The sequence below is a fragment of the Aminobacter sp. MET-1 genome, from assembly GCF_026521175.1.
Classification (GTDB): Bacteria; Pseudomonadota; Alphaproteobacteria; order Rhizobiales; family Rhizobiaceae; genus Aminobacter.
This window is the reverse complement of the sequence record NZ_JAMSHL010000009.1, coordinates 74,039-97,983: the sequence shown is the minus strand read 5'-3', so window position 1 is coordinate 97,983 and position 23,945 is coordinate 74,039. Positions and strand designations below refer to the sequence as shown.

The 23,945-nt window shown below is 64.4% G+C and carries 27 protein-coding genes, 1 other RNA gene and 1 pseudogene; 11 read left to right on the top strand and 18 right to left on the bottom strand.

The window, feature by feature from the left end:
* Positions 1 to 32: 32 nt before the first annotated feature.
* Together dapE and NDO48_RS14795 are read left to right on the top strand one after the other, a co-directional pair.
* A complete protein-coding gene (gene dapE / locus NDO48_RS14800) occupies positions 33 to 1,220 on the top strand; it encodes a succinyl-diaminopimelate desuccinylase (RefSeq protein ID WP_267321707.1) in 1,188 nt (395 codons plus the stop codon).
* A 12-nt stretch (positions 1,221 to 1,232) separates the two neighbouring features.
* Complete coding sequence (locus NDO48_RS14795; protein WP_018426276.1) at positions 1,233 to 1,832, top strand: hypothetical protein; 600 nt, start codon at positions 1,233 to 1,235, stop codon at positions 1,830 to 1,832.
* Positions 1,833 to 1,836: 4 nt separating this feature from the next.
* Here NDO48_RS14795 and NDO48_RS14790 read toward each other — a convergent pair whose 3' ends face one another.
* The gene (locus NDO48_RS14790) at positions 1,837 to 3,003 is read right to left on the bottom strand and encodes an MFS transporter (RefSeq protein WP_267321706.1); all 1,167 of its coding nucleotides are present in this window, start codon (positions 3,001 to 3,003) and stop codon (positions 1,837 to 1,839) included.
* Between the two features lie 48 nt (positions 3,004 to 3,051).
* Here NDO48_RS14790 and NDO48_RS14785 point away from each other — a divergent pair, with 48 nt between their 5' ends.
* Positions 3,052 to 3,591 (top strand): Lrp/AsnC family transcriptional regulator, encoded by a 540-nt coding sequence (locus tag NDO48_RS14785; protein ID WP_267321705.1) that lies wholly within the window; start codon positions 3,052 to 3,054, stop codon positions 3,589 to 3,591.
* Positions 3,592 to 3,703: 112 nt separating this feature from the next.
* On the opposite strand, the gene truA is transcribed toward NDO48_RS14785, so the two are convergent.
* The 5 genes and pseudogenes from truA to def all read right to left on the bottom strand — a co-directional run bounded on the left by truA (position 3,704) and on the right by def (position 6,781).
* Positions 3,704 to 4,447 (bottom strand): tRNA pseudouridine(38-40) synthase TruA, encoded by a 744-nt coding sequence (truA, locus tag NDO48_RS14780; protein ID WP_018426273.1) that lies wholly within the window; start codon positions 4,445 to 4,447, stop codon positions 3,704 to 3,706.
* 12 nt (positions 4,448 to 4,459) lie between these two features.
* Positions 4,460 to 4,969 carry a GNAT family N-acetyltransferase gene (locus NDO48_RS14775; RefSeq protein WP_018426272.1) on the bottom strand — a complete coding sequence of 170 codons (510 nt, stop codon included), beginning with the start codon at positions 4,967 to 4,969 and terminating at the stop codon, positions 4,460 to 4,462.
* On the bottom strand, positions 4,966 to 5,901 hold the full coding sequence (gene fmt / locus NDO48_RS14770; RefSeq protein WP_018426271.1) for a methionyl-tRNA formyltransferase: 936 nt from the start codon (positions 5,899 to 5,901) through the stop codon (positions 4,966 to 4,968). Before fmt ends, NDO48_RS14775 begins: the two co-directional genes overlap by 4 nt.
* Positions 5,902 to 5,948: 47 nt before the next feature.
* A pseudogene (locus NDO48_RS14765) lies at positions 5,949 to 6,107 on the bottom strand (type II toxin-antitoxin system VapC family toxin); the annotation flags it as partial.
* A 143-nt stretch (positions 6,108 to 6,250) separates the two neighbouring features.
* A complete protein-coding gene (gene def, locus NDO48_RS14760) occupies positions 6,251 to 6,781 on the bottom strand; it encodes a peptide deformylase (RefSeq protein ID WP_018426269.1) in 531 nt (176 codons plus the stop codon).
* Between the two features lie 103 nt (positions 6,782 to 6,884).
* On the opposite strand from def, the gene NDO48_RS14755 reads away from it, so the two are divergent.
* On the top strand, positions 6,885 to 8,129 hold the full coding sequence (locus NDO48_RS14755) for a DNA recombination protein RmuC (RefSeq protein WP_018426268.1): 1,245 nt from the start codon (positions 6,885 to 6,887) through the stop codon (positions 8,127 to 8,129).
* Position 8,130: 1 nt separating this feature from the next.
* Here NDO48_RS14755 and NDO48_RS14750 read toward each other — a convergent pair whose 3' ends face one another.
* Positions 8,131 to 8,532 carry a GFA family protein gene (locus NDO48_RS14750; protein ID WP_267321704.1) on the bottom strand — a complete coding sequence of 134 codons (402 nt, stop codon included), beginning with the start codon at positions 8,530 to 8,532 and terminating at the stop codon, positions 8,131 to 8,133.
* Between the two features lie 28 nt (positions 8,533 to 8,560).
* Positions 8,561 to 9,517: a cation diffusion facilitator family transporter gene (locus NDO48_RS14745; protein ID WP_267321703.1), complete on the bottom strand. Its 957-nt coding sequence runs from the start codon at positions 9,515 to 9,517 to the stop codon at positions 8,561 to 8,563.
* A 144-nt stretch (positions 9,518 to 9,661) separates the two neighbouring features.
* Between NDO48_RS14745 and NDO48_RS14740 the strand changes: the two genes are divergently transcribed.
* A complete protein-coding gene (locus NDO48_RS14740; protein WP_267321702.1) occupies positions 9,662 to 9,787 on the top strand; it encodes a hypothetical protein in 126 nt (41 codons plus the stop codon).
* Between the two features lie 146 nt (positions 9,788 to 9,933).
* Positions 9,934 to 10,248, top strand: coding sequence for a quaternary ammonium compound efflux SMR transporter SugE (gene sugE / locus NDO48_RS14735; RefSeq protein WP_018426264.1), 315 nt, complete (start codon positions 9,934 to 9,936; stop codon positions 10,246 to 10,248).
* 270 nt (positions 10,249 to 10,518) lie between these two features.
* On the opposite strand, the gene NDO48_RS14730 is transcribed toward sugE, so the two are convergent.
* A complete protein-coding gene (locus NDO48_RS14730) occupies positions 10,519 to 10,947 on the bottom strand; it encodes a DUF6481 family protein (protein ID WP_018426263.1) in 429 nt (142 codons plus the stop codon).
* Positions 10,948 to 11,169: 222 nt separating this feature from the next.
* Here NDO48_RS14730 and NDO48_RS14725 point away from each other — a divergent pair, with 222 nt between their 5' ends.
* Both NDO48_RS14725 and NDO48_RS14720 read left to right on the top strand, forming a co-directional pair.
* Positions 11,170 to 12,234, top strand: a complete 1,065-nt coding sequence (locus NDO48_RS14725; RefSeq protein ID WP_018426262.1) for an LLM class flavin-dependent oxidoreductase — start codon at positions 11,170 to 11,172, stop codon at positions 12,232 to 12,234.
* Positions 12,235 to 12,352: 118 nt separating this feature from the next.
* On the top strand, positions 12,353 to 13,354 hold the full coding sequence (locus tag NDO48_RS14720; RefSeq protein ID WP_018426261.1) for an LLM class flavin-dependent oxidoreductase: 1,002 nt from the start codon (positions 12,353 to 12,355) through the stop codon (positions 13,352 to 13,354).
* Between the two features lie 35 nt (positions 13,355 to 13,389).
* Here the strand turns inward: NDO48_RS14720 and NDO48_RS14715 are convergent, their stop codons facing one another.
* From NDO48_RS14715 to NDO48_RS14705, 3 genes are all read right to left on the bottom strand, one after another.
* Positions 13,390 to 14,691: a lytic murein transglycosylase gene (locus NDO48_RS14715; protein ID WP_267321701.1), complete on the bottom strand. Its 1,302-nt coding sequence runs from the start codon at positions 14,689 to 14,691 to the stop codon at positions 13,390 to 13,392.
* 25 nt (positions 14,692 to 14,716) lie between these two features.
* Complete coding sequence (gene recR, locus NDO48_RS14710; protein WP_267321700.1) at positions 14,717 to 15,322, bottom strand: recombination mediator RecR; 606 nt, start codon at positions 15,320 to 15,322, stop codon at positions 14,717 to 14,719.
* Positions 15,323 to 15,422: 100 nt separating this feature from the next.
* Entirely contained in the window at positions 15,423 to 16,118 is a 696-nt protein-coding gene (locus tag NDO48_RS14705) for a cell wall hydrolase (RefSeq protein ID WP_267321699.1), read from the bottom strand.
* A gap of 202 nt (positions 16,119 to 16,320) precedes the next feature.
* Between NDO48_RS14705 and NDO48_RS14700 the strand changes: the two genes are divergently transcribed.
* Entirely contained in the window at positions 16,321 to 17,361 is a 1,041-nt protein-coding gene (locus NDO48_RS14700) for a zinc-dependent alcohol dehydrogenase family protein (RefSeq protein ID WP_267321698.1), read from the top strand.
* A 33-nt stretch (positions 17,362 to 17,394) separates the two neighbouring features.
* On the opposite strand, the gene NDO48_RS14695 is transcribed toward NDO48_RS14700, so the two are convergent.
* From NDO48_RS14695 to NDO48_RS14675, 5 genes are all read right to left on the bottom strand, one after another.
* Complete coding sequence (locus NDO48_RS14695; protein WP_267321697.1) at positions 17,395 to 18,318, bottom strand: LysR substrate-binding domain-containing protein; 924 nt, start codon at positions 18,316 to 18,318, stop codon at positions 17,395 to 17,397.
* A gap of 306 nt (positions 18,319 to 18,624) precedes the next feature.
* Complete coding sequence (locus NDO48_RS14690) at positions 18,625 to 18,948, bottom strand: YbaB/EbfC family nucleoid-associated protein (RefSeq protein WP_018426255.1); 324 nt, start codon at positions 18,946 to 18,948, stop codon at positions 18,625 to 18,627.
* An 18-nt stretch (positions 18,949 to 18,966) separates the two neighbouring features.
* Entirely contained in the window at positions 18,967 to 20,796 is a 1,830-nt protein-coding gene (locus NDO48_RS14685) for a DNA polymerase III subunit gamma/tau (RefSeq protein ID WP_018426254.1), read from the bottom strand.
* A 122-nt stretch (positions 20,797 to 20,918) separates the two neighbouring features.
* An RNA gene (gene ffs / locus NDO48_RS14680) (signal recognition particle sRNA small type) lies at positions 20,919 to 21,015 on the bottom strand.
* A gap of 75 nt (positions 21,016 to 21,090) precedes the next feature.
* Positions 21,091 to 21,531 carry a DUF1772 domain-containing protein gene (locus tag NDO48_RS14675; RefSeq protein WP_018426253.1) on the bottom strand — a complete coding sequence of 147 codons (441 nt, stop codon included), beginning with the start codon at positions 21,529 to 21,531 and terminating at the stop codon, positions 21,091 to 21,093.
* A 137-nt stretch (positions 21,532 to 21,668) separates the two neighbouring features.
* Between NDO48_RS14675 and NDO48_RS14670 the strand changes: the two genes are divergently transcribed.
* Both NDO48_RS14670 and nudC read left to right on the top strand, forming a co-directional pair.
* A complete protein-coding gene (locus tag NDO48_RS14670; protein WP_018426252.1) occupies positions 21,669 to 22,088 on the top strand; it encodes an HIT domain-containing protein in 420 nt (139 codons plus the stop codon).
* A gap of 24 nt (positions 22,089 to 22,112) precedes the next feature.
* A complete protein-coding gene (nudC, locus tag NDO48_RS14665) occupies positions 22,113 to 23,054 on the top strand; it encodes an NAD(+) diphosphatase (RefSeq protein ID WP_267321696.1) in 942 nt (313 codons plus the stop codon).
* Between the two features lie 18 nt (positions 23,055 to 23,072).
* Here nudC and NDO48_RS14660 read toward each other — a convergent pair whose 3' ends face one another.
* A complete protein-coding gene (locus tag NDO48_RS14660; protein ID WP_267321695.1) occupies positions 23,073 to 23,936 on the bottom strand; it encodes a prephenate dehydratase in 864 nt (287 codons plus the stop codon).
* Positions 23,937 to 23,945 lie beyond the last annotated feature (9 nt).

Sequence of the window (23,945 nt, the reverse complement as noted above, 5' to 3'; positions counted from 1 at the left end):
CAGGGGGCACCGATTCAATTATCGCTGTCGCCATGAAAATGCCGACAGACCCCTCCGTGAACCTCGCCGCCCTCATCCGCTGCCCGTCGGTCACGCCGGCCGAAGGCGGTGCGCTGACCGCACTCGAAGCGATGCTGAAGCCGCTCGGCTTCACCGTGGAGCGCCCGACCTTCTCGGAGTCCGGCACGCCTGATGTCGAGAACCTCTATGCGCGACGCTCGGGCAACGGGCCGCATCTGATGTTTGCCGGCCACACCGATGTCGTACCTGTCGGCGACGAGGCCACCTGGAAGCATCCGCCATTTTCGGCCGCCATCGACAATGGCGAGATGTACGGCCGCGGCGCCGTCGACATGAAGGGCGGCATCGCCTGTTTCATCGCGGCGGTCGCACGCCATGTCGAAGCCAAGGGCGGCCCCAAGGGTTCGATCTCACTACTCATCACCGGCGACGAGGAAGGCCCGTCGATCAACGGCACCGTCAAGCTGCTCGACTGGGCTGCCGGACGCGGCGAGAAGTGGGACGCGTCGCTGGTCGGCGAGCCGACCAATCCGGATCAGCTCGGCGACATGATCAAGATTGGCCGCCGCGGCTCGCTGTCGGGCACGATCACCGTTCATGGCCGGCAGGGCCACGCCGCCTACCCGCATCTTGCCGACAATCCGGTGCGCGGGCTGATGACGCTGGTCGACGCCCTGCTCAACCCTGTCTTCGACAAGGGCACCAAGGATTTCCAGCCGTCGAACCTGGAGGTTACGACGTTCGATGTCGGCAACCCGGCGACGAACGTCATTCCGGCCAAGGCGACGGCATCCTTCAACATCCGCTTCAACGACACCTGGACGGCCGAGACGCTGCAGGCCGAGATCCACAACCGTTTGGACAAGGCCAGCGGCCGCAAGAAGTACCGCAAGGGGCGCAAGGAGCCGATCGAGTTCGACATCGTCTGGCGCGATACGCCGAGCCACGTCTTCCTGACCCGCGACGACAAGTTGGTCGAAGCCCTGTCCGGTTCGATCAAGGCCGTCACCGGGCGCAAGCCCAAGCTGTCGACGACGGGCGGCACGTCGGATGCGCGCTTCATCAAGGACTATTGCCCCGTGGTCGAGTTCGGCCTTGTCGGCAAGACCATGCATATGGTCGACGAACGCGTGCCGCTTGCCGAACTGGAACAACTGACACAGGTCTACCAGCGCTTCATCGAAGACTGGTTCGGGTAACGGCTTAGGCAGATGTTGGCCAGCGAGGAAATCCAGCAGAGCCTGTCGGGTGCCTGGCGACTGATGCTGGGCAAGCCCGACGGCCTGCGCCTGCTCGACCTCAGCGCCGACGGTTTCTGGAACTCGTTCTTCGCCATCCTGGTCGCCGCGCCGGCACTCATTGTCGGCTGGGTGGGCCTGGCCAACGATTTCGCGGTGCAATCGGCGGCGTTCAATGACCGGCTGAGCACCGTCGTCAGCCTTGCCCTGGTCGACATCAGCGCCTGGATCGTGCCGCTTGTCGTCTTTGCGCTCGTCGCCCGCCGCGCCGGCGTCGGCGACCGCTTCGTCCACTATGTCGTGGCGAGCAACTGGACCTCGGCGATCATCGCCTGGCTGATGCTTCCGGCTGCCCTGCTGCACATGCTGGTGCCCGACGATGCCCAGGGCTTCGGGTCGCTGTTGTCCCTGGCCCTGTTCGGCCTGTCCATGGCACTGACCTGGCGCATGACCAACGCCGCCATCGGCAAGGGGGCAGCGATCGGTTCGGCCGTGTTCGCCAGCCTGTTTGTCGTGTCGCTGATCGCGCTTCTGGCAATGAAGTCGCTGCTCGGGATTTCCGTGCCCAACTGACCCGTCAATGCCACGCGGCGGCGGCTGCGACCAGCATCAGGGCGGCGGCCACCAGTGCCGATGCTGCGAACCCCAGGGCCTGATAGAGCGGACCGAATGCGGTCGTGCCGACAAAGACTGCCAGGTAGGTTACGGCGCTGTTCAGCCCCATGATGGTGCCCCGCCTGGCAGGATCGAGCGCCGACAGGCGCGTGACCAGAACGTTGAGCCCGAAATGGTTGATCAGCCCCCACAACGCCATGGACGCAATCAAGCCGCCAAAACTGCCCGATACCGCTGCCAGCAGCAGATAGACGCCGCCGGCGGCGAGATAGGCGATGGGCATGACGCGACGGGCTCCGAGCCGGTCGACGATCCCGTCGAGCAGTGCTGCCGCGCCGAAGCCGATGCCATAGGACACGGCCGCCAGGCCGCTGGCGCTGACCGGGCGTCCCAACGCCTCGTGCAGGTGATCGCCGAGATAGCCATAGACGCCGTAGAAAGCCGTCATGAAGGCGCCGCAGGCAATCAGCAGCGGCACGATACCGGGCGTGCGCAGCGCCTCCAATGGAGCCGGAGCAACGCTACCGCTGGGCCTGTCTGACAGCGACACGGCCGCCACGCCCGCAACTGCGGCCAAGGCCAGCGCGGCGACGATAGCAAAGACGGCGCGCCAATGGATGAGATCGGCAATGACGGCCGACAGCGACACGCCTGCGACCATCGACAGCGTCCAGCCGGTCAGCACCACCCCGATGGTGCCGCTTTCGCGGCCGGGCGGGGCGATTGCCGCCGCACTTGCATAGATCGCTGGCAGCGCGATGCCGGCGGCAATGCCGGCAACAAGCTGCGCTGCGATCAGCACCGGGATTGTCGGCGCGAGAGCGCTGCCGGCTAGCGCCAGGGCCAAAAGGCCAAGCGCCCATTGCAGCATGCTTCTTGCGCCGAAACGGTCGATGTAGCGGGCCAGAAATAACGCGCTCGCCGCCGTGCCGAGACCGAAGGCCGAGGCTGCGGCCATGACCAACGGAACCGAGGTGCCGAAGCTGCGGGCAACCTCAGGCGCGATCGGCCCCAGCACCAGCGAATTGGAGCCGATGACGGCGATGCAGGCCGTCAGCAGATAGGCCGACCTGGGGATGCGGGCCAACGGCTCCACGACGGCGGGAAAAGATTGATCGACGTTCGACATGGGCGCATATTCTCCGAATGATGTTCAGCTTCAACGGAGAATTTCCGCATGGATGAAGAAACAGACGGCATTCGGCAGAACCGGCCGCCGGAGCGCGCCATCGATGCGGCGGACCGAAGGCTGTTAAGCGCCCTGGTGGAGGATGCAACAGTCTCTTATGCCGAACTGGGCGAGAAGGTTGGCCTGTCGGCGCCGGCCGCGCATGAGCGGGTCAAGCGCATGCGCCGCTCGGGCGCCATCCGCCAGACAGTGGCGATGGCGGACCCTCGGGCCGTCGGCAAGCCGTTGCTGGCCTTCGTCCATGTCGACACGCGGGGCTGGGGCAAGACACCGGAACTGATGGCGGTTTCGTCATTTCCCGAGGTCGAGGAGATCCACACCGTTGCTGGCGACGCCTGCATACTGCTCAAGGTGCGGACGGAGGACACGCGCGCCCTCGAAGGGCTGCTCGCCCGCATCTACGACACGCCTGGCGTGACCTCGACACGCAGCTATGTGGTGCTGTCGACCTATCTCGAACGCCCCGTACAGCCTGAAATCACCCAGGAGTGGCCGGCACCCAAGCTCGGGACGAACCCGATCTACTAGAGCAATTCCAGGAAAAGTGCGCAGCGGTTTTCTGTCCGGAATTGCGCAAAAACAAAGAGATAGAGGGATTCCGCAATTCGAAGAAAAACGGAAACGCTGCAGCCGCTGCCGTCTAGTAGTCGACGCCAGTGAGGTAGAGGCCATCAGGCGGCGCTACCTGCCCGCAGGCGGCGCGGTTGCGCGCTTCGAGCGCGGCCTTGAGATCGTCCGCCGTCCAGCCGCCCTCGCCGACGCGCTTCAGGCTGCCCACCATGGAGCGCACCTGATTGTGGAGGAAGGAACGGGCGGAAGCCGCGATCTCGATCCTGTCGCCGTGGCGCGTCACCTCGAAGCGCTCAAGCGTCCTCAGCGGGCTGTTGGCCTGGCACTGGGTCGAACGGAAGGTGGTGAAGTCGTGGCGACCCAGCAGCACCTTGGCCGCTTCGGCCATGGCTTCGTGATCGAGGCGCTTGGGCACCCACCAGACCTGGCCGCGCTCGATCGCCGCCGGCGCGCGGCGGTTGAGGATGCGGTAGATATAGTGGCGTCCCGTCGCCGAGAAGCGGGCGTCGAACTCGTCTGCTACCTGCCGCGCGGCAAGGACGGCGACCGTCTCGCCAGCCGCCTGGAGATGCGCATTGACCGCGTCGCGGACCTTGTCGTCGGCCCAGGCCTTGGTGAGATCGACATGCGCCACCTGTGCGGTGGCATGCACGCCCGCATCGGTACGGCCGGCGCCGCGCAGCGTCACCTGGTCGCCCGAGAACTTCAGCACCGCCTGCTCGATCGCCGCCTGAACCGAATGGTTGTCGGCCTGCCGCTGCCATCCTGCATAGGCGCGACCGTCATATTCGATATCGAGGCGATAGCGCGGCATGCGGATGCTTGGTCAGGCAGCGAGGGCTGTGCCGAAGGCCGAGGCGTAGACCAGCTTGCCGGTCTCAGGCGCATCGCCCCAGGCCAGAGCCTGCAGCGCATCGCACTGATAGTCGCTCTCGAACTTCGCCGCGCGCTCGCGATTGTAGCCGAAGCGGCCGTAATAGGCCGGATCGCCCAGCACCACGGCGAGCACTTCGCCGGCATCCTTGAGGCGGATATGGGCTTCGCGCACGAGCGCGCCGCCGATGCCGGTGCCATGGAAATCGGGCTCGACGGCCAGCGGCGCCAGCGCCACAGCCGGGAAGGTCTTGCCGCCGTTCTGCACATAGAGGCGCGAGAACAGGATATGGCCAACGACCTGGCCGTCTTCCTCCGCCACCAGCTCGACGATTGCGTCGCCATCGGCGACCAGCGCATCCACCAGTCCGGCTTCGGCCCGCTGACCGAATGCGTGTTCCTCGACGAGACGGATCGCCTCGCGGTCGCGCGGCGTAGCCGCCCTGATCGACATCATGCTCATGACAATTTCATTCCTTTTACGATCTTGGCACCGCGCAGAAATTCATCCGCGGTGACGGGTTTTCCCCCCGCCTTCTGCACCTCGACCAACCTGACGGCACCCTTGCCACAGGCTATCTCCAACCGGTCGTCGAGAGCCGTTCCCGGCTCTCCTTGTCCAGCGGTCAATCCGGAACGCAGCAATTTCAGCCGCTCCATCTTGCCGCCAAGCTCGAATTCGCACCATGCACCCGGGAAAGGCGAAAGGCCGCGAATGCGGCGGTCCACTTCCGGTGCGGGCAAAGTCCAATCGATGCGCGTCTCCGCTTTATCGATCTTTTTGGCGTAGGTCACGCCATCAGATGGCTGTGGCGCCGTTTCCAGCCTGCCGGCCTCGAGTTCGGCCAGCGCCTCCACCATCAGGGCAGCGCCGGCCTGCATCAGCAGGTCGTGCAGCTCGCCGGCTGTCATTTCGGGTGTAATCGCGACTTTTTCAAGTCGGGCCACCGGGCCGGTGTCCAGCCCCTCCTCCATACGCATGACCATCATGCCTGTCTCGGTGTCGCCGGCCATGATGGCGCGCTGAATCGGGGCCGCACCGCGCCAGCGTGGCAGAAGCGAAGCGTGGCCGTTGTAACAGCCGAGCCGGGTGCCATCGAGGATCGCCTTAGGCAGCAGCAGCCCATAAGCCACGACGACCGCCACGTCGGCGTTCAATTCACGAAACGCCGCCTGCTCTGCCTCGCTTTTGAGAGACAGCGGCGTGCGCACCTCGATACCAAGACGCTCGGCCTCACGCTGCACCGGCGATGGCGTCAATTCCAACCCGCGACGGCCTGCGGCGCGTGGCGGCTGCGAATAGACGGCAACGACTTCATGGCCGGCTTCGGCGATGGCGCGCAGCGTCGGCACGGAAAAATCCGGCGTGCCCATGAAGATGACGCGAAGGCTCATAAGATATGCAGTCCGGCAAACAGGCCCGGCCGGCGACAGCCGACCATTCAGGCATTTGCTTCAAACGGGTTTACGAGCCCGAGGTCAAGCCCGTCGAAGTCCCCGACGTTGCGCGTGGCCAGCTTAGCCCCATGAACGATGCAGATGGCAGCGATCATGGCGTCCATCGCGAGTATCGGTCGCCCTATGCTTTCCCTCAGTGCGATGATCTTGCCGTACGATACCGCCGCATTCAGGTTGAAGGACAAGATGCGCTCGGAATAATCTCCGATCAGCAAGGTCAGGCGGTGGGCGTCTTTCGCCTACCCGTTCGGGCAAGCATCTTTCCAGCCCCCGTGGCAAGTCCGCTTCAGCCGGCCATGCGGCTCGGCGGGCGGTCCTTGGCGAGCTTCTTGAACTTCTTCATCACCATGTCGCGCTTGAGCTTGGAGATGTAGTCGATGAACAGCACGCCATCGAGATGGTCGATCTCATGCTGCAGGCAGGTCGCCAGCAGGCCGTCAGCCTCGACTTCGTGTTCCTTGCCGTTCTCGTCGAAATATTTGACCCGCACATGGGCCGGGCGCTCGACCTCGGCATAATAGTCAGGGATCGAAAGGCAGCCTTCCTCATAGACCGAGCGATCGTCGCTGCGAGTCAGAATCTCGGGGTTGATGACGGTCATCGGCGCCGGCTCCTCGCCCTCCTTGGCAAGGTCGATCACCAGCATGCGCAGCGGCTCGCCAACCTGGATGGCGGCAAGGCCGATGCCTGGCGCATCGTACATGGTGTCGAGCATATCGCGGGCGAACTTGCGGGTGGCGTCATCGATGCGCTCGACCGGCTTGGAAACCAGGCGCAAGAGCGGATCGGGCAGGATAATGAGCGGCTTGATCGTCATGTGCCTCACCTAAGATGTCCCGCGGAAACCGTCAACCGGCAGTTACGGCCAATGTTCTTGCTTTGATCTAACATCGGGCCGCGAATCGGCTATGTTGCGACGGATGAGCCCGCTTTCCACGATCCTCTCCGAACCAGTCGCCCAGCTTGGCGCCACCATTGTCACGCTCGGTCAGGCGCTGGCCTTCGGCGCACTGTTGATCTTTGCCCTGCTGCTGGTGCTGGTCGTAGCGCTATGGCGCGCGGCCAAGGCGCGCTCGGTGGCCGCAGCAGAAGCCGCCGACCACGCCCGCGACGCCGAGGCCCGCATGGCCGGCATATTGCAGGCACAGTCCGAAATGCAGGGCCGACTCGGCACCGTCGCCGAGATCTTCGGCTCGCGCCAGGCGGAGCTGACCCAATCGCTCAGCCAGCGGCTCGACGCCATGACCGGGCGCCTCGGCCAGACGATGGCGGAGCAGACCCGGTCGACGCATGAAAGCCTGGCGAAGCTGCAGGAGCGGCTGGCGGTGATCGACACGGCGCAGGGCAACATCCAGTCGCTCGCCGGCCAGGTGGTGCAGTTGCAGGCGATTCTCTCCAACAAGCAGACGCGCGGCGCCTTCGGCCAGTCGCGCATGGAGGCGATCGTCGCCGACGGCTTGCCGCTTGGCGCGTATGAATTCCAGGCGACGCTGTCCAACGGCAGCCGGCCGGATTGCCTCATCCGCATGCCCAACGATGCGCCGTCGCTGGCCATCGACGCAAAATTCCCGCTCGAGGCATGGAATGCCATTCGCGCCGCCGAGGGCACCGATGCTCAGAAAGTTGCAGCCCAGTCCTTCCGGCGGGACATCGAGGTGCATATCCGTGACATCGCCGAAAAGTACCTGATCGCAGGCGAAACCCAGGACACGGCCTTCATGTTCGTGCCGTCGGAGTCTGTTTTCGCCGAGATTCACGAGAACTTCGAAGCCGTCGTGCAGCGTGCCCACCGCGCCCGGGTCGTCATCGTCTCGCCGTCGCTGCTGATGCTGTCGATCCAGGTGATCCAGGCAATCCTCAAGGACGCCCGCATGCGCGAGCAGGCGCATCTGATCCAGGGCGAGGTGATCCGGCTGATGGAGGATGTCGGCCGCGTCGACGAGCGCGTGCGCAAGCTGCAGACCCATTTCGGCCAGGCCTCCAAGGACATCGACGACATCCTGGTATCGACGTCCAAGGTCACCAAACGCGGCCAGAAGATCGAGGCGCTGGAGTTCGGCGCCGGCCAGGGTGGCGACGCCGAGGAAGCGCCACGACAGCAGGCGGCACGGGCCGCCGATTCCAAGACCGGCCAGCTGCGCCTGCGCGTCGTCGAAGAAGACTGAGCTAGGCCTTCTCCACCGTCTCCATACCCTCGAATTCCGGCAGCCAATGCAGGGCCGAGCGATGCCAGACCTGCTTGCGCGGCACAAGATGCTCGCGCTGGTCGGAGGTACCGGTCCTCAGGCCATAGACCTTCGGCCCCTCGCCCACCGACGTCGCAAACAGATGCGAGCCGCATTCGGGGCAGAAGCCCTGCGCGCGCTTGTTGCCGCTTTCGCCCGTCTTCACATAAATCTTCGGCGTGCCCGAAAACCGGATCTTGTCCTCCGGCACGGGCACGGTGATGCGGAATGCCGTGCCGGTCAGCTTCTGGCAGTCGGTGCAGTGGCAGATCGCGGTCTTCTCCGGATCGACCTCGGCCGTGTAGGTGATGGCGCCGCAGTGGCAGCCGCCTTCGATCTTCATCACTTTTCTCCCTTTTCGAGGTACGCCTCTAGGAGGCGCTGCCTTCCTCGATCTTCCTGCGGCGCTCGTGCCAACGCCCCGATGTCTGCGGCTTGACGAACACTGCCGTCACCTCGGGCACCTCTGCCTTGAGCCTGGCCTCAAGCCGCTCGACGCAGGTCTCGATGTCGGCCGCCGAGAGGTGGTCGACGAAATCCAGGCTGAGCCCGGCGACGATCTGCTCGGGGCCGAGATGCACGGTCAGCACGCCATTCGCCTTTTCCACCGCCGGATCGGCCTGGGCAATGACGAGAATCGCCTCCTGGACATCAGGCAGCGCCGGCTCTCCCATCAGCAGCCCCTTGCTTTCGACCGCCAGGAAGACGGCCGTTGCGGCGAGAATCAGACTGATGCCGATCGAAGCGGCCCCATCCATCCATGGCTGTTCAAAATAATGCGCTGCCGAAATGCCCGCCAAAGCGATGCCGAGGCCAAGCAGTGCCGCACTGTCCTCGAACAGCACGGTGTAGACGCTCGGGTCCTTGCTGCGGCGCACGGCCTGTATGTAGCCAAGATTGCCCTTGCTGCGGCGGAACTCCTTGAGCGCGACGAACCAGGAGCCGCCTTCGAAGACCATGCACAACCCAAGCACGACATAGTTGACCAGCGGGTTCTCTATCGGCTCGGGATGCAGGATGTGGATCACACCCTCGTAGAAGGCGACGCCGGCGCCGAGCGCGAAGACCAGCAGGGCGACGATGAAGCTCCAGAAATAGAGCTCGCGGCCATGGCCGAAGGGATGCTGTCTGTCCGGCGGCCGCGCGGCGCGGTGCAGGCCATAGAGCAGCAGTCCGCCATTGCCCGTATCGACAAGTGAATGCACACCCTCCGAAAGCATGGCCGAACTGCCGGTGAAGAAGGCCGCGACGAATTTGGTCGCGGCGATCAGCAGATTGCCGGCGATCGCCGCAAAAATGACAAATCTGGAGCCCGACTGCGCTGCCATCGATCCCTCGTCCGGATCAATGTAGCGGCCGCCCCGCGATGCTCAAGCGGTTTCCGCACCGGCCCCACTGCCATGTTTCCGCCCTCTTGCAAGCGGCGCGACTTCGCGTTTCACTCAGCATTCCAGAAGCGGGAGAAACGAATCATGGCCAAGGGTGCGATGAAGGCGGGCAAGGAAGCCCGGAAACCCAAGAAAGACGCCAAGAAGCCTGCCCCAACGCCGGCTTTCAAGGCGCCTCCGGTGCAGGCCACCAAGCTCAAGGACAAGTAAAACCGCATAGCTGATATGCCCGGCAAGACTGCTGGCGCGGTTGTATCGGCTCTCGGAAGTTTCTATCTTCCAAGGTGCAGGGACGACCCTGCACCTCCCCCTTTACAGATCGGTCGGGACGACCCGCCAACTTGCTGGAGCGTTCCATGGCATGGACCTATCTCTTTTTTGCCGGCCTGTTTGAAATCGGCTGGGCCATCGGCCTGAAATACACCGACGGCTTTTCCAAGCCGATGCCGACGGTGCTCACCATCGCCTCGATGATCGTCAGCCTTGGCCTGCTCGGCCTTGCGCTGAAGACGCTGCCTGTCGGCACCGCCTATGCGATATGGACCGGCATCGGCACGGTCGGCACCGCGATGCTTGGCATCTGGCTGCTCGGCGAACCTGCGACAGCACTTCGCCTGGCCTGCATTGCCCTGATTGTGTCGGGCATCGTCGGCCTCAAGCTGGTCGCCTGAACATCATCGCACATATCTGCGGCCTGCCCTCACCGGCGGGCCGCAATTTCATCCAGCCAGCATGATCTGTACAACCGCAGCCCCATAGGCGTGCACAAGCGGCCCGCGACCGGAGCTTGGCATCTCCAGTGCGAGCCGTCATGAATTTCGGACTTGTTGTCTCACGCGTCAGCCCGAAAACCGAAAAGGCTTTCGGAAGGCTCGACTGGCAGACTCAGTAAGTCAAAGCGTCCTTCGTGCGTCCGTAGGGACGCACGGCACTCCGGCCTATCAGCCGTAGTTGGCCGAAGGAGGCATGCGCTTGCCGCGAGCCTTGCGCGCTGCGTAACGCGCATCGCGCTTGGCCTTGCGCTCCGCTTCGTCTGCGAGCAGGCGAGCGATACGGTCGCCTTCTTCTGCCTCGCGACGCGCGGCTTCTTCCAGCGCGGCTGCTTCGGCAGCGAGGCGCTCGGCCTCGGCCTTGGCTTCACGCTCGGCCTTCTCGGCCGCTTCGCGTGCCAGGCGTTCCTGACGGAGCTTTTCCTTCTCGGCTTCGCGGATGGCGCGAGCCTCGAGGATGGCCTTGCGTTCAGCCTGACGCGCGATCACTTCCGGATCGTCGGCAGCCGGACGGGCCTTGAATTTTTCGAGCAGTGCTTTCTTCGCCGCGCCGGCGGCATCGCGCCGCTCGCCGAAGTTCTTTTCCCTGTAAATTGCCAAGAGTCATTTCCCTGAAGTCAAGTGACGCCGCTTACATACGCAGCGAAAGCGCAAGTTCAAGCGCAAATTGCGCATGCCAGCCATGATTTCCCCGCTTGTTGCAGCTAGGAAACGTCATGACCGTTCATGAAGCGACAAAGATTGTTCACCGCCTGAAGGCTGGCGGCTGCCGCACCCTATAGCTACCTGTTGACGATAAAGCAAACCCAAGGACGCAGTGTCATGGAACTCGGTCTCTACACCTTTGCCGACGTCAGCCCCGAAGCCGGCCCCGGCGCCATCGCGCCGCACCAGCGGCTGCGCAATCTGATCGAAGAGATCGAATTGGCCGATCAGGTCGGCCTCGACGTGTTCGGCCTCGGCGAACACCACCGGCCCGATTATGCCGCCTCGGCCCCCGCAGTGGCACTTGCCGCCGGAGCCGAGCGTTCCAAGCGCATCAGGCTGACCAGTGCAGTGACGGTGCTTTCGTCGGACGATCCGGTGCGCGTGTTCCAGCAGTTCGCCACCCTCGACCAGCTCTCCGGCGGCCGCGCCGAGATCATGGCCGGGCGCGGCTCGTTCATCGAATCCTTCCCGCTGTTCGGCTACAATCTCGAGGATTATGACGACCTCTTCGCCGAAAAGCTCGACCTTCTGCTCGCCCTGCGCGACAGCGAACGCGTAACCTGGCAGGGCACCCATCGCGCGCCAATCAACGACCGCGGCGTCTATCCCCGCCCCTATCAGGACAAGCTGCCGATCTGGATCGCCATCGGCGGTACGCCGCAGTCGGCGGCGCGCGCCGGCGTGCTCGGCCTGCCTTTGGCGCTTGCCATCATCGGCGGCGAGCCGGCCCGTTTCGCGCCGCTGTTCGATCTTTACCGGGAGGCTGCGCGCCGTGGCGGCCAGGACGTCACCAAGCTCGCCACCAGCATCAACGTGCATGGCTTCATCGGCGAGACCACCGAACAGGCGGCCGACGACTTCTACCAGCCACAGGCCGAAGTGATGAACCGCATCGGCCGCGAGCGTGGCTGGGGCCCGACGTCAAGGGCGCATTTCGACCAGTCGCGCGGCCCAAAGGGCGCACTGTTCGTCGGCAGTCCGGAAGTGGTGGCCGAAAAGATCGTCGCCCAGCACAAGCTGTTCAAGAACGACCGCTTCCTGCTGCAGATGGCGATCGGCATCATGCCGCACGCCAAGATCATGAAGGCGATCGAACTCTACGGCACCAAGGTGGCCCCATTGGTGCGCAAGGAACTGGCCGCCTCGCAGCCGGTGGAGCACACGGCGCCGGCAGCCTGACGCATCCGGCCAAGGCGGTCGAAAACGGCTGGACCAAAACTTACCTTCAACGGGAAGGTTTGTGGATGACCCCAGCGCTTCCTATATCCGGCGGGACAAATCCCGCCGGAGCCGCATCATGACCACCCTTTCCGTGCTCGACCTTTCGCCCGTCACCGAAGGCAGCACCGCCGCCCAGTCGCTCAAGAACACGCTCGACCTCGCCCGCCACGCCGAAAAACTCGGCTTCCACCGCTACTGGCTGGCCGAGCACCACAACATGGCCGGCATCGCCAGTGCCGCGACCTCCGTGGTGATCGCCCATGTCGCAGCCGGCACCAGCACCATCCGCGTCGGTGCCGGCGGCATCATGCTTCCCAATCATGCGCCGCTTGTGATTGCGGAGCAGTTCGGCACGCTGGCAGCTCTGCATCCTGGCCGCATCGACCTCGGCATCGGCCGCGCGCCCGGCACGGACATGCTGACCGCACGGGCGCTCAGGCGAAACCTCGAAGCAAGCGTCGACAACTTCCCTCAGGACGTTGTCGAACTGATGGGCTATTTCGAGCCGGCGACGTCTGACCAGCGCCTGCGCGCCGTGCCCGGCGAAGGCGAGCAGGTCGAGGTCTGGGTGCTGGGCTCCAGCCTCTACGGCGCCCAACTCGCGGCCATGCTTGGCCTTCCCTACGCCTTCGCCTCGCATTTCGCGCCGACCGAACTCGACCACGCGATCGAGATCTACCGCTCGCGCTTCCAGCCGTCGGAGAGGCTGTCCAAGCCGTATGTCATGGCCGGTATCAACATCGTTGCTGCCGACAGCGATGCGGAAGCGAAGCTGTTGTTCAGCTCGGTGCAGCAGGCTTTCGTCAACCTGCGCAGCGGCCGGCCCGGCCGCCTGCCCGCCCCCGTCGAAGGCTACGAGCGCGATCTCGACCCGATGTCGCGCCAGATGCTGTCTCAGACCTTGTCCTGCGCCATCGTCGGCTCAGCCGAAACCGTCCAGCGCGGCGTCGAGGCATTCATTGCCCGAACCGGTGCCGACGAGCTGATGGTGACGGCGCAAGTGTTCGACCATCAGGCACGCAAGCGCTCGTATGAGATCCTGGCGGAAGTCGGCGCCGGGTTGGCGAAGGCGGCTTAGCCACCCTTCCCTTCTCCCACAAGGGGAGAAGGAAACTACCGCATCGCCTCGACGATGCCCTTGTCGGGAAAACACGTCGCCGGCCGGCCGTTCTTCGCCTGCCAGTCGCCGATCGAGCGGCGGGTCTTGAAGCCGGGCAGTCCGTCGGCACCGCCGACGTCGTAGCCGAGCTTTACAAGCCCGCGCTGCATAGTAGCGACGTCGGAGCGGTAGAGCCCGTCGACTTTGCCCCAGCTGCCCGAAAAACGCCTGTCGCCGCCGGAAATCCGGTCGGCACCGTGGCCGATGAACAGCGCGTAGACGTCGCTCTCGTTGTATTCCTTGAGCACGTAAAAATTGGGCGTGACGATGAAGGCAGGCCCGTTGCGCCCCGCCGGCATCATCAGAAAGCCTTCGGCACGCATCTCGCTTTGCGGGAACGGCTTGCCGCCGGTGCGGGTGATGCCCATGGCGGCCCAATCGGAAATCTTCTTGCCCTTATCGGGGCCTTCCAGCGCGCAGGTGACGTTGTCGGGCACCGACACCTCAAAACCCCAGTCGCGGCCCTTCACCCAACCATAGTGGACGAGATAGTTGGCGATGGAGGCCAGCGTGTCGGGCGTGGAGTTCCAGATGTCTGCGCGGCCGTCGCCGTCGAAATCGACGGCATGCTGCAAAAATGACGTCGGCAGGAACTGCGGCTGGCCGAGCGCGCCGGCCCAGGACGAGCGCATGTCCTTGCGGCTGACCATGCCGCGTTGGACCATTTCGAGGCCGGCCAGCAGCTCCTTGCGGAACATGTCCTTGCGGGTGGCAAGGAAAGCCTTGGTGCCCAGAACCTCGAAGGCATCGTAAGGCATCTTGGCTGCGCCAAAGCCGGACTCGCGGCCCCAGATCGCCAGCACCACGCCACCGGGCACGCCGAAGCGCTTCTCGATTGCGGCAAGCGTCTTTGCATTGGCGCCGGCGCGGGTGCGGCCGCCTGCGGTGACCGCGCCAAGGGTCTTTTCGGCGAAATAGTTGCCTGGCGATCCGAACTCGGCCTGATGCTGCTTCTTCGGGGTCTGCGGCTTCTCGCCCGGCAGAACCAGATCAGGCAGCTTGAGATTGGGCGAAACACCCTGGAACGCCGCGTCGAAGGTCGCCTTCGAAATCCCCTTGGCCTTGGCCTCCGGCCAGAGATCCTTGGCGAGCCAGGCTTGGAACTGGTCGTCGATGGGGGCGGCGGATGCGGGGGCGGCGAACGTGATGAGTGCTGCGGCAAGGGCGGCCAGAACTGAGAGTTTGCGTTTCTTCGCCCCCCCCTCTGGCCAGAGGGGGGGGCGAAGGAACGAAAGCCGTGCAGAAAGTCTGTTCATCCAACCTCCCTGCAAGCCAATTGCGTCAAAAGGCTGTCCGCGACTTGAGCGCTGCCGCCAACGTTCCCTCATCTAGATAGTCTAGTTCGCCGCCGACGGGCACGCCATGCGCCAGCCTGGTCACCTTGACGTCGAAGCCGGAGAGCTGGTCGGTCAGGTAGTGCGCCGTCGTCTGGCCTTCGACAGTTGCGTTGACGGCGAGGATGATCTCGCTCACGCCGCCCTCGGCGACACGGGTGACAAGCTGCTTGATGGTCAGCTGGTCCGGACCGACACCGTCGAGTGGCGACAGCGTGCCGCCAAGCACATGGAAGCGCGCATTCATGGCTGCTGCCCGCTCCAGCGCCCAAAGGTCGGACACGTCCTCGACGACGATGATGGTCGACGGGTCGCGCCGTGGATCGGTGCAGATCATGCAGGGATCGGAGGTGTCGACATTGCCGCAGGTCGAGCAGACGCGAACCTTGTCGACGGCCTCGCCCATGGCAGCGGCCAGCGGCGCCAGCAGCTGCTCCTTCTTCTTGATCAGGTGCAGGGCTGCGCGCCGTGCCGAACGCGGCCCCAGTCCCGGCACCTTGGCGAGGAGCTGGATCAGGCGTTCGATCTCGGGACCGGCGATTCTCTTGGACATGTGAGGGGTATAAAGCGACTGGTGAATAGTGAGTAGCGAATAGTGAAGAAGCACGACCGCCGCCGGGGCACACCCCTACTCACTATTCGCTATTCCCTGTTCACTTATTCATCGGCCGGTCCTGCGCAGCGATCAGCGCGCCAATGGCGTCGGCCTGCTTGGGGCTCGCCTCAAACGACATGGCGCTGGCCAGAGATGCATCGGTCGCCGCCGAGGCGACGGTGACGGGGCTGTTGTCGTTGATGCCGGGCAATGTTTGCTGGTCGGCTGAAGCGACGAGCATCTCCTGCTGATCGGGCGCACCCGGGAACGGTTTCCTGCGGCTGCGCTTCTCGTAGAAGGCGTTGCCGCCGGCAACCGTGGTGTAATGCATGTTCTTGTAGGGGAACTTTAGGCCCGCAGTGTGGAAGAACATGACGCTGGGCGTAACCTTTGGGTGGCGCTCGCCCTTGAGCACGGCGTCCGCCGCAGCCTGCACGTCCGGCAGTGCTGCGGAATTCATCGGCTTGGACAGCACCCCGGGCGCGAACTGGCCCTTCTGGCCGACGACGCCACATACGCTGTCGCCATACTCGCCCGATTTCAGGCGGTTCATGACAACCGAGCCGACAGCCACAAGGCCATCGCGGCTCGAGCGATTGGATTCGAAGAACATGGCCCTGGCCAGGCATTCCTTGTCCTTGGCGCTGTAGCCATAGGACCTGACCGAGCTGGTTGTGACCCCGTCAGTCAACTTGCTTGTGGTGCAGCCGGACACGACAAACGGGGATGCGACGACGCCGACCAGAATCGGCATCTTCCATCTCATGGCGATCAAAAGCGCCCCTCTCCAAAGCCCGCCACGAACCCCGGAATGAGGCTAGAATCCCGCATTTTCGGGCAAAAAGATGGCCAAGCGCCGGGTGGCTGCCTGTCGGGGCTCGCGAAAGCCGGTCGCCGTCGTCTAGGATCGCGGGTAATGGCCGTGCAAAATGGCAGGCGAAACGGGAAATCGCGCAATGAAAGCAGTGCTTTTCGAGCAGTTCGGCCAGGCGCCCAGCGTCCAGCGGGTCGCCGATCCGGCGCCGGCATCCGGCGGCGTGGTCATCAAGGTCGAGGCCTCCGGGCTCTGTCGCAGCGACTGGCATGGCTGGATGGGACACGATCCGGACATCGTTTTGCCGCATGTGCCTGGCCACGAGCTCGCGGGCATCGTCGTGGCGGCGGGGCCGCTGGTCACGCGCTGGAAGGCCGGCGACCGGGTGACGGTGCCGTTCGTCGGCGGTTGCGGCCGCTGCTTCGAATGCACCTCAGGCAACCACCAGGTCTGCGAGCACCAGTTCCAGCCCGGCTTCACCGCCTGGGGCTCGTTCGCCGAACATGTCGCCGTCGACTTCGCCGATACCAACCTGGTGCGACTGCCCGACAGCATGGATTTCGTCACGGCAGCCAGCCTCGGCTGCCGCTTCGTCACCTCGTTCCGAGCGGTCATCGATCAAGGCCGGGTCAAGCCGGGTGAATGGGTGGCAGTCCATGGCTGCGGCGGCGTCGGCCTGTCGGCCATCATGATCGCGGCGGCAGCCGGGGCGAATGTCATTGCCATCGATCTCTCCGATGACAAGCTCGACTTCGCCCGCAGGATGGGCGCGGTGGCGGCCATCAACGCGGCGCGCGAGACCGACGTGGTCGGCGCGGTGCGGGAACTCACTGCCGGCGGCGCGCATCTTTCGCTCGACGCGCTCGGCCACCCCGCCACCTGCTACAACTCGATCGCCAATCTCCGGCGCCGCGGCCGCCATGTCCAGGTCGGGCTGATGCTCGGCGACCACGCCGATCCGAAGATCCCGATGGGCAAGGTGATCGCCCACGAACTCGAAATCGTCGGCAGCCACGGCATGCAGGCCTTCCGCTACGAAGCGATGATGCAGATGATCGAGGTGGGCAAACTTGCCCCGCAGATGCTCATAGGCAGGCACATCGGCCTCGATGAGGTGCCTCAGGCGCTGATGGCCATGGACCGCTTCGAGGGACTGGGAATCAGCGTGGTGACGCAGTTCTAGGACCTGACGGCGCGGCAGGCTGGCCGGCAGCGCCTAGCTTTTGTGCGCTGCCGACATCTCGGCGAACAGCCAAGTTCGAAATGCCAGCACCTCGGCGTCGCGTCGCCGTTCCGGGCTCACCACCAGCTGATATTGAAGATCCGAAACCGTGCTTTCCGAGAAGCAGCGGACGAGATGTCCGGCGCGCAGGTCGGAGGCGACCAGCGAGCTTCGGACGAGAGCGAAGCCCTCGCCTCCGCGGCACGCCTCCAGCATTTCCGCAAAAGTCGGGTAGCACGGTCCGCTGTCGAAATCCTCGACCGGCGCCGCCTGCGACCGGTCGTACATCTGGCCATGCCACCGCCCCCAGTCGAGGACGGTGTGACGCGCTCCGGCGTAGCGCAGCAGCGGGGCTGCGGTGAGTCCGTCCTTCTCCGGCAACGCCCGGTCCAGAATCGGCGCGCAAACCACGAATTCCTCGTCGTTGGTCAGCGGCTCAGCGCCATGTTCCGCCACCGGTCCGGCCAGCCAGATCGCGACATCGACCTCATCGGCGGCGAACCGGGTCCGGCGATATTCGACCGTCACGCTCAGGTCGATATCGGGATGGGCAGCGCAGAATTGCTGCAGCCTTGGCGCCAGCCACTGCGACGAGAACTCGGGCGACGTCGACACCCTGAGCCTGCGGCTCGCGGAACTGCCTCGGCGGGCGCGCCCCAGAACATCAGACAGATTTTCAAGCAGCGAGGAGACATCGGGCAGCAGCTCGTTGCCGAGCCTTGTCGGCAGGACGCCGTTCCTGTCGCGTGAGAAGAGAGGGGCGCCGATCCAGCCCTCGAGCTGTGCAATCTGATGGCTGACGGCGGTTTGGGTGACACCCAGGACGTCGGCTGCCTTGGTGAAGCTTTTCGCTCGCGCGACCGCGACAAACGCCCGAAGCGTCTGGAATGGAGGTATCTGACCCGGCGCAATCAGCATGAATTTTCCTCATGTATCTCGCTGAGGACACTTCATTTTACTGAACAAAAGCATGGCACGATAGTGCCCTTCATGAAAGCCATCGCCTCAACCTTCATGAAGAGAATTGTTCACTACGTCAAAATTACAGTGCGCCGGCGCAAACCTCGGCGTTCTGTTCGCCCTCCATCAAGCCTATGGGAGGACATAGGGCTGCAGCCGCAAGTCACCGCCCGCAGATGGCAGGAATATCTGTAGCGAACAGTCCAAAGAGAAATGGCGCCTGAAAACCAAGCGCCACTATTCCCTGTTCGCTATTCGCTCGTTTTAGAACGGCAGCTTCATGCCGGGCGGGATCGGCAGGCCGGCGGTCAGAGCCTTGGTCTTTTCCTGCATCGCTGCCTCGACCTTGGCCTTGGCATCGTTGTGGGCGGCGACGATCAGGTCCTCGATGATCTCGCCCTCGCCTTCCTTGACCAGCGACGGGTCGATCTTCAGCGCCTTCATCTCGGACTTGCCGGTCAGCGTTACCGTCACCAGGCCGCCGCCGGCCTGGCCGGTCATCTCAAGCAGTGCGATCTCTTCCTGCATGGCCTGCATCTTGGCCTGCATTTCCTTCGCCTTGCCCATAAGGCCGAGCAGATCCTTCATGGTCTTGTCCTTTTCGTCTCAGAACGGGTCGTCATCGTCATTGTCGAACCCGATGCCCGGATCGGGCAGCGGTTCGGCGTCGGTATCCGCATCCACAGCCTCCGGCGTCGTCGGCAACCGTACGTCGATGATCTTGGCACCGGGAAAGCGCGCCAGAATCGCTGCCACTGTCGGGTCAGCCTTGGCGTCGGTCAGGGCGACCTCGCGCTTGGTGGCCTCGATCTCGGCCAGCGTCGGCCCGCCCTCTTCCTTCGACAGCGACACCAGCCAATGGCGGCCTGTCCAGGCCTTGAGCTTGACCGTCAGGTCGTTGAGGAAAGTCCTGGGGGCATCGTTGGTCAGGCTGACTTCCATGTGCCCCGGCTCGATGCGGACCGGGCGCACGGCGCGGCGGATCAGCACCTTGAAGGCCATCTCGCGATTGGCCTCGGCCAGATTGGCAAGCTCGGTCATCGACCGCACCGGCACCGCGTCGACAACGGGTTCGGGCTGCGGCTGAGGCGCGGCAAAGGCCACCGGCGCGGGCGCAGCCTCGACCAGCCGCATCGCCTGGCCGCCGCCATTGGTCACCGGCATGCGCGCCTGCGACACGGCGGACGCAGCCGGACCACCGTTGCCGCCGCCTGCCGGCATGCCGCCATTGCGCGGGCCACCTGCCGGCTGCGACGGCGCATCGCCGAGCGATCTCAACGCCTCGTCGAGGGTGGGCAGGTCGGCGGCGTGCGCCAGCCGGATCAGCACCATTTCGGCGGCACTCACGGGCCGGTTGGACGACTGCACCTCGGGAATGCCCTTGAGCAGCATCTGCCACGCGCGTGACAGCACGCGGACCGAGAGCGATTGCGCAAATTCCAGGCCGCGCTTGCGCTCGTCCTCGGACAGCGACGCATCGTCGGCTGCCGTCGGCACAAAGCGCAGGCGTGTGACGAGATGGGTGAATTCGGCAAGGTCGTTGAGCACGGCGACCGGGTCGGCGCCGGTGTCGTATTGCGCCCTGAGTTCATCGAGAGCCGCCGCGACATCGCCCTTCATGACGTTTTCGAACAGGTCGACGACGCGGGCACGATCGGCGAGGCCGAGCATGGCACGCACGGCCTCCGCCGTGACCTTGCCGGCGCCGTGGGCAATAGCCTGATCGAAGATCGACAGCGAATCGCGCGCCGAACCTTCAGCCGCGCGAGCGACCATAGCGAGCGCGTCGTCCTCGACCTCGATGCCTTCCTGGCGAGCGATGTTGGAGAGGTGGCCAACGAGCTTGCCGGCGTCGATACGGCGCAGGTCGAAGCGCTGGCAGCGCGACAGCACCGTAATCGGAACCTTGCGGATCTCGGTGGTGGCGAAGATGAACTTGACGTGAGGCGGCGGCTCCTCGAGCGTCTTCAGCAGGCCATTGAAGGCCTGCGTCGAGAGCATATGCACCTCGTCGATGATATAGACCTTGTAGCGGGCCGACACCGGGGCGTAGCGGACGCGCTCGATGATATCCCTGATGTCGTCGATACCTGTATGAGAGGCCGCGTCCATCTCGATGACATCGACATGGCGGCCTTCCATGATCGCCTGGCAGTGCTCGCCGGGAATGGTCAGGTCGACCGACGGACGGTCGATATCAGCCGTCTTGTAGTTGAGCGCACGGGCGAGGATGCGGGCTGTGGTCGTCTTGCCGACTCCACGGACGCCGGTCAGCATCCAGGCTTGCGCGATGCGGCCGGTGGCAAACGCATTCGTCAGCGTCTGGACCATCGGCTCCTGGCCGACGAGGGCCGCAAAATCTGCTGGGCGATATTTGCGCGCAAGGACGCGGTAGGCGCCGTTCTTGCTCTTATCGGTTTGTCCGGCTTCGCTCATCCGCCCCGTTCGCTCGCCTAGTGGTCCTGGCGCCCCTGCCCGACCGCCGTCGGGTCGATTCCGCGAAACGAGTTTCGCCCGCACGGCTGGACGCCGTCAATGACGCGGAGAAGGGCGAAGAGGCGGGAGGCTGGAACAATGACCCGTTCCGGGCTCGTTAGGGCTGCTTCCTTCCGGACCTGACCCGGTTGGCGAGTGGATCGTCCACCACCAACCTCCCAACCTCCATATCGGCAATTGTTCGCCCAATTGCAAGAGCCAGGCCGGCGATTGGAGGAGGTGCGCCGAACCGCCTCAGAAGCCCTGTGAATTGAGCGCCCAGAGATAGGCGACTGCCGCCGCACAGCCAAGCGCGGTGCGAACGGCATGCAAGGTGCCCCAGCGCATGATGAGAGTGCGCGAAGCCGTGCCGGCATCGTCGCTTGCTATCGCCTCGATCTGCTTGTTGGTGGGCAGGATCACCAGCAGCGTATAGGGCCAGTTGGCGAGCATCAGCAGCGCGCCGACGATCCAGCGCCAATCGGCCGAAAGCCAGACGGCGAGCAGGCCCAACAGCCCCGACACGACAGCCAGGCTCGCTTGCATGACGAAGCCCCTAGCGTAGCTCGGCTTCCATTGCTCCAGCAGATTTTTGTCGTCGAGGCCTAGACGTGCGGGCTGTTCGGCAAAATTGATGTAGAATGCAGCACCGGCAAAGGCTGCGGCACAGGCAAGTGCGATCTGACCGGCCAACATCGCGACCTCCGTTCAGTGCATATCAGTGCATCGACACCATATCAGCATCACGGCACAGCATGGCATCGCAATCTCAATGATTCGCTTGCAGCCATTGCGGCCACGCTCTAGCTTTTGAAGAAACAAGGGAAACGCCAATGATGTCGGTGCTCAACACCGGGTTTGCGCTGGACTCGCGTCTGGACACCGACAGCGAGCCCTTGATGTGGCTCGGGTTGTGCGAGTTACGCATCATGAACGACAAGCGCTGGCCGTGGCTGATTCTGGTGCCGCAGCGCCTCGGCATCGAGGAACTGCACGACCTGACCCCGCTCGACCAGGCCATGCTCACCTTCGAGAGCAACATGGTGGCCAACGCGCTGAAACGCGTGACCGGCTGTACCAAGATCAACAGCGGCGCGCTCGGCAACATCGTGCGCCAGCTGCACTTCCACATCGTTGCCCGCTCCGAGGGCGATCCGGGTTGGCCTGGCCCTGTCTGGGGGCACGGCGTGCGCGAACCCTACCGCAGCGACGATCTCCACCGCTTCGCAGAGAGCATCAAGACTGCTCTCTAGCGCTTCATTTCACAGAGTTCCCAAATGCCCTTCAGCCTGTCCAACGCACCCGAACGGGAGGCGAGCCAGTTCATCGGCTTTGCCGGCAACCTCATCGACCGCCAGTCGGAGAAGCGCAGCGACGATTCCGCCCGGCTGGCGCTCGCCGAGCCCGCAACGCGCCTGCTTCTGGTTGCCTCCGGCCGGCTGGTCATCGACTTCGCCAATGATATGGCAAATCCCTACTTTCAATTGGCCACGGCAAGGATGCTGGGCGGTCGGCTGGACGATGCGGTACTGCTCGGCCGCACGGACGGCACAGCGACGCTCGCGGTGCCTGTCGGCATCGAACCGGACAGCGTGCCTGCACCGCTGAAGTCGGTCGATTTCCGCTCCGTGGTGACGCAGGCCATCGTCGACGAGGCAGCGCTTGGCGCGCTGGCACAGGGGGCTGCCCTGCTCGCCTGGCACGCCAGCCACCGTTTCTGCGGCCGTTGCGGCGCGCCTTCAGAGATGCGGGCGGGCGGCTACAAGCGGGTCTGCACCGCCTGTGCCACCGAACATTTCCCACGCACCGATCCGGTGGCGATCATGCTGACGGTTGCGGGCGACAAGTGCCTGCTCGGCCGCGGCCGCCATTTCCAGCCCAACATGTATTCGGCGCTGGCCGGTTTCATCGAGCCCGGCGAGACGATCGAGGCCGCGGTACGCCGCGAAACCTTCGAGGAAGCGGGCATCCGCCTCGGCCGTGTCGTCTACTACGCCAGCCAGCCCTGGCCATTCCCCTATTCGCTGATGATCGGCTGCTTCGGCGAGGCGCTGAACGAGGATATCGTCGCCGACACCGACGAACTCGAGGACTGCCGCTGGTTTTCGCGCGAGGAAGTCCTACAGATGCTCTCGGGCATCCATCCGGGCGAACTGAGGGTGCCGCCGCGCCACGCCATCGCCCATCACCTCATCCGCGCCTGGGCGGACGAGGTTTAGAGAGCGGCGGATGACCGGTCAGTCGGCGACCTTCCACTCGTCGCGGGAATCGCTCGCCGGGTAGACGCCGAGGATGCGCACTTCGCGCGAGAAGAAGCGCAGCTCCTCCAGCGCATGCGCAACGCCAGCATCATCAGGGTGGCCCTCGATGTCGGCATAAAACAGCGTCGCGGTGAAGGCGCCCAGCTGGTAGCTCTCCAGCTTGGTCATGTTGACGCCATTGGTGGCGAAACCGCCCATCGCCTTGTAGAGCGCGGCCGGCACGTTGCGGACGCGAAAGATGAAGGTCGTCATCATCTTGGCATCAGGGCTCGGACGTTCGACCCACTGCTTGTTCTTGGTCAGCACCACGAAGCGGGTAACGTTGGTGTCGGTGTCCTCGACATTCTCTTCAAGCATGTCGAGGCTGTAGAGCGAGGCGGCGAGACGCGGCGCAAGGGCCGCCATCGTCCGGTCCTTGACCTCCGACACCAGCTTGGCGGCGCCGGCGGTGTCGCCCGCCACGACCGGCTTCCAGCCGTTCTTGCGGATGTATTTGCGGCACTGGCCGAGCGCATGGATGTGGCTATGCACGGTCTTGATCTCCGAGCGCTGCACGCCCGGCAGGACCATCAGCTGGAAATGGATCGGCAGGAAATATTCGCCGACGATGTGCAGCTTCGATTCCGGCAAGAGATGATGAATGTCGGCGACGCGACCGGCGATCGTGTTCTCGATCGGGATCATCGCCAGGTCGGCCTTGCCGGTCTCCACCGCATTGAAAGCGTCCTCGAAGGTCGCGCAGGGCAGCGGCTCCATGTCGGGAAACATGTTGCGGCAGGCTGTGTCGGAATTGGCGCCCGGCTCGCCCTGGAAGGAGATCTTGTTGGTCGTCGTCGGCATGGCTGGCCT

What these genes read in the sequence shown, in the direction of transcription:
- NDO48_RS14705 (WP_267321699.1), bottom strand. Translation starts at nt 16,118, where the DNA reads ATGCCGATTCTGGTCGGCGTCGTCGCATCCCCGTTTGTCGTGTCCGGC.
- nudC (WP_267321696.1), top strand. Translation starts at nt 22,113, where the DNA reads ATGCCCTTCAGCCTGTCCAACGCACCCGAACGGGAGGCGAGCCAGTTC.
- NDO48_RS14675 (WP_018426253.1), bottom strand. Translation starts at nt 21,531, where the DNA reads ATGTTGGCCGGTCAGATCGCACTTGCCTGTGCCGCAGCCTTTGCCGGT.
- NDO48_RS14775 (WP_018426272.1), bottom strand. Translation starts at nt 4,969, where the DNA reads ATGAGCATGATGTCGATCAGGGCGGCTACGCCGCGCGACCGCGAGGCG.
- NDO48_RS14670 (WP_018426252.1), top strand. Translation starts at nt 21,669, where the DNA reads ATGATGTCGGTGCTCAACACCGGGTTTGCGCTGGACTCGCGTCTGGAC.
- NDO48_RS14720 (WP_018426261.1), top strand. Translation starts at nt 12,353, where the DNA reads ATGACCACCCTTTCCGTGCTCGACCTTTCGCCCGTCACCGAAGGCAGC.
- truA (WP_018426273.1), bottom strand. Translation starts at nt 4,447, where the DNA reads ATGCCGCGCTATCGCCTCGATATCGAATATGACGGTCGCGCCTATGCA.
- NDO48_RS14750 (WP_267321704.1), bottom strand. Translation starts at nt 8,532, where the DNA reads ATGAAGATCGAAGGCGGCTGCCACTGCGGCGCCATCACCTACACGGCC.
- NDO48_RS14785 (WP_267321705.1), top strand. Translation starts at nt 3,052, where the DNA reads ATGGATGAAGAAACAGACGGCATTCGGCAGAACCGGCCGCCGGAGCGC.
- NDO48_RS14715 (WP_267321701.1), bottom strand. Translation starts at nt 14,691, where the DNA reads ATGAACAGACTTTCTGCACGGCTTTCGTTCCTTCGCCCCCCCCTCTGG.
- NDO48_RS14695 (WP_267321697.1), bottom strand. Translation starts at nt 18,318, where the DNA reads ATGCTGATTGCGCCGGGTCAGATACCTCCATTCCAGACGCTTCGGGCG.
- dapE (WP_267321707.1), top strand. Translation starts at nt 33, where the DNA reads ATGAAAATGCCGACAGACCCCTCCGTGAACCTCGCCGCCCTCATCCGC.
- NDO48_RS14685 (WP_018426254.1), bottom strand. Translation starts at nt 20,796, where the DNA reads ATGAGCGAAGCCGGACAAACCGATAAGAGCAAGAACGGCGCCTACCGC.
- fmt (WP_018426271.1), bottom strand. Translation starts at nt 5,901, where the DNA reads ATGAGCCTTCGCGTCATCTTCATGGGCACGCCGGATTTTTCCGTGCCG.
- recR (WP_267321700.1), bottom strand. Translation starts at nt 15,322, where the DNA reads ATGTCCAAGAGAATCGCCGGTCCCGAGATCGAACGCCTGATCCAGCTC.
- sugE (WP_018426264.1), top strand. Translation starts at nt 9,934, where the DNA reads ATGGCATGGACCTATCTCTTTTTTGCCGGCCTGTTTGAAATCGGCTGG.
- def (WP_018426269.1), bottom strand. Translation starts at nt 6,781, where the DNA reads ATGACGATCAAGCCGCTCATTATCCTGCCCGATCCGCTCTTGCGCCTG.
- NDO48_RS14745 (WP_267321703.1), bottom strand. Translation starts at nt 9,517, where the DNA reads ATGGCAGCGCAGTCGGGCTCCAGATTTGTCATTTTTGCGGCGATCGCC.
- NDO48_RS14790 (WP_267321706.1), bottom strand. Translation starts at nt 3,003, where the DNA reads ATGTCGAACGTCGATCAATCTTTTCCCGCCGTCGTGGAGCCGTTGGCC.
- NDO48_RS14740 (WP_267321702.1), top strand. Translation starts at nt 9,662, where the DNA reads ATGGCCAAGGGTGCGATGAAGGCGGGCAAGGAAGCCCGGAAACCCAAG.
- NDO48_RS14690 (WP_018426255.1), bottom strand. Translation starts at nt 18,948, where the DNA reads ATGAAGGATCTGCTCGGCCTTATGGGCAAGGCGAAGGAAATGCAGGCC.
- NDO48_RS14725 (WP_018426262.1), top strand. Translation starts at nt 11,170, where the DNA reads ATGGAACTCGGTCTCTACACCTTTGCCGACGTCAGCCCCGAAGCCGGC.
- NDO48_RS14700 (WP_267321698.1), top strand. Translation starts at nt 16,321, where the DNA reads ATGAAAGCAGTGCTTTTCGAGCAGTTCGGCCAGGCGCCCAGCGTCCAG.
- NDO48_RS14795 (WP_018426276.1), top strand. Translation starts at nt 1,233, where the DNA reads ATGTTGGCCAGCGAGGAAATCCAGCAGAGCCTGTCGGGTGCCTGGCGA.
- NDO48_RS14755 (WP_018426268.1), top strand. Translation starts at nt 6,885, where the DNA reads ATGAGCCCGCTTTCCACGATCCTCTCCGAACCAGTCGCCCAGCTTGGC.
- NDO48_RS14660 (WP_267321695.1), bottom strand. Translation starts at nt 23,936, where the DNA reads ATGCCGACGACGACCAACAAGATCTCCTTCCAGGGCGAGCCGGGCGCC.